This window comes from Acidocella aromatica (assembly GCF_014201825.1).
Taxonomy (GTDB): domain Bacteria; phylum Pseudomonadota; class Alphaproteobacteria; order Acetobacterales; family Acetobacteraceae; genus Acidocella; species Acidocella aromatica.
On record NZ_JACHFJ010000015.1, the window covers coordinates 37,072 to 44,188 of the forward strand.

4 protein-coding genes are annotated in these 7,117 nt (G+C 60.8%); 1 reads left to right on the forward strand and 3 read right to left on the reverse strand.

What is annotated here, in order from left to right; genetic code table 11:
- Positions 1–40: 40 nt before the first annotated feature.
- Positions 41–1,294 carry a DEAD/DEAH box helicase gene (locus tag HNP71_RS13010; protein WP_183267379.1) on the reverse strand — a complete coding sequence of 418 codons (1,254 nt, stop codon included), beginning with the start codon at positions 1,292–1,294 and terminating at the stop codon, positions 41–43.
- Between the two features lie 275 nt (positions 1,295–1,569).
- Positions 1,570–4,275: a glycosyltransferase gene (locus tag HNP71_RS13015; protein ID WP_183267380.1), complete on the reverse strand. Its 2,706-nt coding sequence runs from the start codon at positions 4,273–4,275 to the stop codon at positions 1,570–1,572.
- Positions 4,276–4,439: 164 nt separating this feature from the next.
- Here HNP71_RS13015 and HNP71_RS13020 point away from each other — a divergent pair, with 164 nt between their 5' ends.
- Positions 4,440–5,732 carry a hemolysin family protein gene (locus tag HNP71_RS13020; protein ID WP_183267381.1) on the forward strand — a complete coding sequence of 431 codons (1,293 nt, stop codon included), beginning with the start codon at positions 4,440–4,442 and terminating at the stop codon, positions 5,730–5,732.
- A gap of 2 nt (positions 5,733–5,734) precedes the next feature.
- On the opposite strand, the gene HNP71_RS13025 is transcribed toward HNP71_RS13020, so the two are convergent.
- Positions 5,735–7,117, reverse strand: a 1,383-nt coding sequence (locus tag HNP71_RS13025; RefSeq protein WP_221246898.1) for an SIR2 family protein, incomplete at its 5' end; no start/stop codon positions are given.

Below are 7,117 nucleotides of genomic sequence, written 5' to 3' on the forward strand. Positions count from 1 at the left end.
TTAAAAAAGGCGAGGAGCAATGCCCTCGCCTTTGGTTGTTTTACGCAGCTCGCGTCTTGCGCTGCTCGCCATATTGCGGGCGGCGGGGCTTGGCGGGTTTCACCTTGCGCACCACCATGTCCGGGTGACGCTGCGGCTTCTTCACCGGCATCGCCTGGGACGGACGGGTGCCGCCCGCTACTTCCATCTTGATGCCCGTGAGCTTCTCGATCTGGTTCAGGTACGGCAGCTCGGTCGCATCGCAGAAGGCCACGGCCACGCCCTCGGCGCCGTTACGGGCGGTACGGCCGATGCGGTGCACATAGCTCTCCGGCTCATTCGGCAGCTCGAAGTTCACCACGTGGGACACACCAGAAACGTCGATGCCGCGGGCCGCGATATCGGTCGCCACAAGCACCCGGGCCTCGCCGGACTTGAAGGCATCCAGCGCACGCTGGCGAGCGTTCTGGCCGAGATTACCATGCAACGCCACGGCCGGGATCTTCACGGCGTTCAGCTGCAGGGCCACGCGGTCCGCACCGCGCTTGGTGCGGGTGAACACGATGGAGCGGGTAAGGGCCGGGTCGCGCAGCAGGTCCACCAGCAGGTCGCGCTTCTGCGAGCCATCGACGAAATGCACGCTCTGGGCGATGCGCGCCGGGGTGGAGGACACCGCCGCCACCGTCACCCTCACCGGGTCACGCAGCAGGCCTTCCGCCAGCTTGGAGATTTCCGCCGGCATGGTGGCCGAAAACAGGGCAGACTGGCGGCGCGTGGGCAGATGCGTCACGATCTTGCGGATATCGGGGAAGAAGCCGAGGTCCAGCATGCGGTCGGCTTCGTCCAGCACGAAGAACTCGCACTGGTCGATGATCAGCTCCTTGGTGTTCATCAGGTCCAGCACGCGGCCTGGGCAGCCGACGACGATGTCCGCCCCGCGAGAAAGGCGCGTAACCTGCCCGGAGCGGCCCACGCCGCCGACGATGAGCACCACGCGCAGGCCGAGCCCAGCGCCGAACTTCTTGAATTCCTGCTCGATCTGCACGGCCAGCTCACGGGTCGGCGCCAGGATCAGCGCACGGGTGGAGAAGCGGCGGTTATGCAGCTTATGCCCGGCCATGACCTGCAGGATGGGCAGCGCGAAAGCGGCGGTCTTGCCGGTGCCGGTCTGGGCGAGGCCCAGCACGTCCTTGCGGGCGAGGCCATGCGGGATGGCGCCAGCCTGGATCGGGGTGGGCTTGATGAAGCCGGCATGCTTCAGCGCGGCGAGAATGGGGGTAGCGAAGCCAAAAGCTTCAAAAGTCGTATCAGTCATAAACAAACGTCTCCGGCGCCAAGGAACAGCTCCATGGCGATATTGTCCGGCTTCCACGCGCGATATTGGAAAAGGACGGGTACAAAAATGCCCGAGAAGGGACGTCCCCGCCCCCAAAAGACAAACCAGCCGCCAAGGCCAGGGACATAAACGCCCTGGTCGCGCATTCGCGGTTGGTGACGGCCTTATGCACAGGATAGGCTCGGCGATGCAAGCTTAATCGCAAAAAGGGCCCCGGAAAGGGGCCCTTTGCTTAGGTCTAAGTTCACTTCGGCTTAGTCGCCAGCCGCCGGATGCATGGCACCGAGCTTGGCGGGCGCCTTGGCCGGGGCCTGGACCATCACCGGCTTGGCGGCCTTGGCCGGCATGGAGGCCAGGATGGAGACACCGACCGAGGCGAGGTAGGGCATGGACTGGATCACCATTACCGCCACCCAGAGCTTGGCCTCCAGCGTCGCCCAGTGGTGGCCGAAGCCGACCCCCAGCGCCGCCCCCCAGGTCAGAGCCAGGATCACCAGCTCCTCGCGGGCCATCACCAGACCCTGCACCAGGGCCGGGGCGTTCTCCATCTTGGGCGTGCGCAGGAAGGGCAGCTTGTTGCTGAAGAGGCCTTTCCACACCGCCTTGCCGATGCTGTGCGACAGAGCCAGCCCCGCCACCGCGGCGCCGATCCGGTCCCCGAAGCCGCAGGGCACGCGGTTCTTATAGAGGGCGAGGATCTGCGCGATCTTGAAGAAGAACAGGCCGATCGAGGGCAGCATGAAGAGGACGATCGGGAACTCGAAGCGCACCGGGTCCAGGATCAGCCCGGCCGACCAGGCGAGGCCCATGGCCAGGAACACAATCCCCAGCGCATCGCCGAACCAGGGCAGCCAGCCGGTGATGAAGTGCCAGCGCTGGCCGAGCGTCAGCTCCTTGTTGAAGGGGTTGAACAGAGCGTCGGCATTGGCGCGGACGATGCGCATGGCGCCATAGGCCCAGCGGAAACGCTGCTTGCGGAAGGCCGTGTAGTCGTCCGGCATCACACCCTTGCCGAAGGACTTCTTGGAGTACACCGCCTCGTACCCGGCGCGGAACAGGCGCAGGCCGAGCTGGCTGTCCTCGGTGATGCACCACTCCGCCCAGCCGTGCTCGTTGAGCAGCGCCTGCTTGCGGACCAGCGTCATCGTGCCGTGCTGGATGATGGCGTTACGCTCGTTGCGGGTGACCATGCCGGCGTGGAAGAAGCCCGCATATTCCCAGAACATCATCCGCTTGAACAGCGAGCCGTCATTGTCGCGGTAGTCCTGGGGCGACTGGGTGAAGCCGACCTTCGGGTTGTCGAAGGCGGGAACCATGGAGCGCAGCCAGTCGGGCTCCACCAGATAGTCGGAGTCGATCACACCAATGATCTCGGCGTCCGGGGCGGTCTCGCGCAGGCCGAAGTTCAGCGCGCCGGCCTTGTAGCCCTTGTACTTGCCCAGGGTGAAGAAGCGGAACTTGGGCCCCAGGCGGGCGCAATGCTCGGCCACCGGCTCCCACACAGCGGGGTCCATGGTGTTGTTGTCGATGACCAGAACCTCGAAGCGGTCATAGTCCAGGTTAGCCAGGGCATCGAGCGTCTGCTTCACCATGTGCGGCGGCTCGTTGCAGATGGGCAGATGGATGGAGACCTTGGGCAGCTTCGCGCCAGCCGGGGCCGGGATCGGCTCGTAATGGCGCTTGGCGACGCGGCCGAAGATGGTCTCGACCAGATCGAAGCTGTCGGCGATCAGCAGGAAGAGCAGCAGCCCCTGCCCGGCGGCCAGCGCGCCCCACACGGCGGCGGCACCCAGCGAGAGATAGGTCTCGCTCATGTTCATGAACAGCAGAGCCAGGATGGCGGTGAAGCCTTCCACCAGCGCCGCGAAGGTGAGCTTGCCGAGGAAGCGGATATCCGGGCGGCGGGAGAGCAGCAGCATGGTGGCCGCCAGCGAGGCCAGGGTCGCGCCCAGAGCGTAGTCCATCCAGTGCGGATTATTCTCAACCGGGCCGGTCAGCGACCACTTGGCCTGACGGTCCAGGGTGAACATGCCCCAGTAGCCGGCGGCGCGGCCCTCGAAGCTGGTCTTCCAGGGCTGGTCGAAGGCTTCCATCACGAAGTAGTCGATGTGCTTCTGCTGCGCGAGGTTGAAGAAATCGCGCAGGAAGCGGGCCTGATTGATGTTGCTCGCGCGGGCGGCGCCGATGTCGATACCGTCGGAGGGCCAGCCCACCTCGCCGATGACGATGCGCTTGTTCGGATAGGCCTTATGCACCGCCTCGAAGCGGTTCATCGTATCCTGCACCGCGATGTTCTCCGGCACGCCTTCCCAATAGGGCAGCAGATGCACGGTGATGAAATCGACCTGGTTCGCGAGTTCAGGATGTTTCAACCAAACATGCCAGGGCTCGGCGGTGGAGACGGGCACATGCGTCTGCGCCTGCACCTGCTTGATGTCAGCGACGAGCTGCGGAACGGTGAGGTCGGTGCGCAGGATGGTCTCGTTACCGACCATGATCTGCTTCACATCGGGGTTGGCGTTCGCCACCTGCACCAGCTTGGCCAACTCCTTGGCGTTGGCGTCCGGGTGGCGGTCCAGCCAGCCGCCGAGCGTGACGTTGAGGTTCATGCCCTCGGCCAGGGCCGGGATCTGGCCGAGATCGCCTTCGACCGTGTAGGTGCGGATGTTGTGGGTGTATTTGGCGGCCAGGGCAAGGTCGGACTTGATCTCAACCGTGCTGGGGTACTTGCCGCTCTCCGGGCTCTCGCCCTTGTGGAAGGGCGAGAAGGCGAAACCGCCGATCTCCCCGTGATAGGGAGCGATATTGGTCGCGGGCCGGTTGGCCGCCCCCCACAAGCCAAACGCCACCACGCCAACGCCGAGCGCAGCCGCCCAGGATGCCGGATTCGCCCAGCCCTTGCGCTGCTTGGCGGTGGAGATGAGCGCCTCCTGGCGCTGGATTGGTGACTGGTACGTCATGGCCTTGCGATCCAAAAACCCCGGGACTAGCCCCGCGTGTAACGATTTATGACGTTCCAGTAAGGCGTCGGCTGGGCGCGATTGTGTCCCAACTAAGGCAAAACGAACGTCAGCCATGCGCGGCATGGCTGCACGCCCCGCAAATTTTCGATACAAGCATGGCCATGGCCCTCGCACTTCAGATTTTCATCCTGGCTCTGCTCATCCTGCTCAACGGCGCCTTTGCGTTGGCCGAGCTTGCCCTCGTCTCGGCTCGCCGGGCCATGCTCAGCCTCATGGAGCGCGAGGGCGTGCCCGGCGCCGCCCACGCGCGCAAGCTGGCGGACGATCCGCAGAGCTTCCTGCCCGCCTCGCAATTGGGCATCACGCTCATCGCGATTCTCACCGGCGCGTTCGGCGGGGACCAACTCGCCGCGCGGCTGGAGGAACCTCTCTCCCGCTTGTCCTATATTGCCCCCTATGCCGCGCCGGTGGCGGTTGTGAGCACGGTCATCGTCATCACCTTCCTCACTTTGGTATTTGGCGAGCTGGTGCCCAAGCAGCTCGCCCTGCGCCACCCGGAGCGCGTGGCCACGATCATGGCCGGGCCGCTCAACCTGCTGGCCCGCGTGGCGGCCCCGGCGGTGTGGTTGCTGGGCAAGGCGACATCGCTGGTGCTGCGCGTCTTTGGCGAAGCGCCGGAAAACAACCGCGCGGTGAGCGAGGAAGAGCTTAAGGCGATCCTCGTGGAAGGTGCCGAGACCGGCGTACTGGAGATGGAGGAGCGCGACATCATCGAGCGCGTGCTGCGCCTGGCCGACAAGCCCGTACGCGCGATCATGACGCCGCGCACGGAGATCGTGTGGATCGACCGCACCGCGCCGAGGGAGGACATCGTCGCCCGGCTGCGCACCTCGCCCTATTCGCGCTTCGTGGTGTGCGACGGCGCGATCGACAACGTGGCGGGCGTGGTGCAGGCCAAGGAGATCCTCGACCGCGTGCTGGACGGCAAGGAGTTTTCGCTGGCCGAGGCGCTACGCCAGCCGCTGGCCCTGCCCGATTCCGTAACGGCGCTGGAGGCGCTGGAGCGGCTGAAGGGCGAGACACTCGGCATCGCCCTGATACTGGACGAGTATGGCAGCTTCGAGGGCATGGTCACGGCCGCCGACGTGCTGGAAGCCATCGTGGGCGACGCCGACGATTCCGGCCCCTCGGCCCACGCGCCGGAACCGGCCGCCGATTCAGTGTACGAGCTGGACGGCCTGACCCCGGTGGATGAGACAAAAGCCAGGCTGCATCTGCCAACTCTGCCGAACGAAGGCAGCTACCACACGCTGGGCGGGCTGATCCTGGCACTGCTGCTGCGCCCCGCACGCACGGGCGATGCGATTGTGTTTGGCGGGTGGAAGTTTGAGGTGCTGTCCATGGATGGGCGGCGGATTGAGCGCGTGCGGGTGACTAGGGAGGCGGGGGAGTAGCCTTATATTAGCCCTCCACTCTTCTCTTGTTTAAGCTCCTTCAAAAGCCCCAACATTTTCTCAGAGTATTTACGGGTTATAGTGGATTTTCCATTCGGAATCGCAATATGATAGTCATTATCTGAACTTTTAATATCGAAGCCCACAACATCATTCGCCTTTGACATAAGAGGCGTTAATTTATTCCAACTTTTGTACCCCACCTTACCGGCCAACTGCGAAAGAAGATATGGATGTGTTATATTTGGGTTTGCAACCTTAGTAATACCCAAGACAGACGCTAAAGCTTCAGGATCATCTGACAAATTTTCAACCGCCCTATAATCGATCTGCATTTCTTTTTTAGGCGCATCAACGCGAACCAACTCCACAACACGGGCGGCTAAATGACGCAATACCTTTGTGTTGACCGAAATTGGAGATGAAAGATCCGAAAGAGCCTCTAATATCCACGAAAAATCACTTGTGACGATAGAGCGAACCCTCAGAGCCGGAGCCCCCGCAAAATCAACAGGAACGACATGCTCTTCTTTTAAACTTTTCTGTTGAAGTATATCTTCGACCCATTCAACGTAGAATATGTTATCAATAAAACCCCCAGAGTCTTTTAGCGCCTCACCTAAATCAGATATGATTGCGTTGATATTGGCATCCCCTAAACCGTAACCAAATATAAAAACCGGATACTCCGCAAAGTACGTCATCATTTTGCTGCTGATATATCGACGCTTTTTCATAAAGCGCTCATAATCTTCCTTGGTTAGAACCAAGCTTTGCGGCTCGTCTACAGTTCCATGAATTTGATAAATCTCACCCGTGATATTCATGGACATCGGAATTATCTTTTCTCCGACAACCCTTTCAAAATGTGGATACATATCCGCCACCAATTCATCAAAATTTGTAGTGATGACTGCGTGCGGAGATAACTTTCTGAACAGATCAAATTCAGATGAAAGTTCGTGATTCTCAGATATTTTTCCAAATGTTTTGAGATAATTGGCAACCAAAAATTTTAAAAAAACAGATTTATCTGTAGACGAATTAAAATACTCTGCCGGAAACTCGTTTCGGCCAGAAGTCCAGGCCCATTCATGTACAACTTCAACTAGACTGGTACCCAAAGCAGCCGGGTCATTGTCGACTTTCTGCGCAAGATAATTAAATTTATCCTCTCCCACCCCCACGTAAGATGCAATTTGCTTCAACAATTCCATCCACCCAGGGCTACCAAGATATCGTCGAGATACGCCACTTCCTAAAAACAAAACTGGGCGTGCATCACTACCCTTGACGTGCTCCCCTGGAATGTGACCGTTTTTGTGTAGAGTCTGTTCCTGGGGGATAGACCGATGAAGGGCAGCCGATTTTCTGAAGAGCAGATT